At 69.6% G+C, this 437-nt stretch carries 1 protein-coding gene; it reads left to right on the forward strand.

Annotation, left to right across the window (positions count from 1 at the left end):
* Positions 1 to 55: 55 nt before the first annotated feature.
* The coding region (locus tag ADL25_RS46180) for a transposase (RefSeq protein ID WP_234380937.1) at positions 56 to 437 on the forward strand (382 nt) is incomplete at its 3' end.

The raw sequence follows: 437 nt of genomic DNA on the forward strand, positions 1-437 counted from the left end.
CGGCTATGACGTCACCCGTCTGGCTTTCCTGCTCTCCGACCGGCCCGTCGAGCTGTTGGGGCGGATGCGGTCGGACCGGGTCATGTACTTCCCGCCACCACCCCAGCCGCCCGGCAAGCGTGGGCGCAAACCCAAGCGCGGACTGGAGTTCAAGTTCGAGGACCCCGCCACCTGGCCCGCCCCCGCGATCACCACGGTCACCGAAACCACCCGCTACGGGATGGCGCTGGCCAGCGCCTGGGGTCAGCTGCACCCGCGCTGCTGGTCCGTCGCTCGGCGTGGGCCGACTATCCCGAGGGTGAACTACCGGTCATCGCAGGCACAGTGGTCCACCTCCAGGTCGACCGTCTGCCCGGGGACCGGGACCCCAAGCCGGTCTGGCTGTGGTGGTCACGTTGCGATGCCACCGCTGCCGATGTGGACCGGCTCTGGCAATC

The organism is Streptomyces sp. NRRL F-5122, assembly GCF_001507435.1.
In the GTDB taxonomy this organism is placed as follows: domain Bacteria; phylum Actinomycetota; class Actinomycetes; order Streptomycetales; family Streptomycetaceae; genus Streptomyces; species Streptomyces lannensis.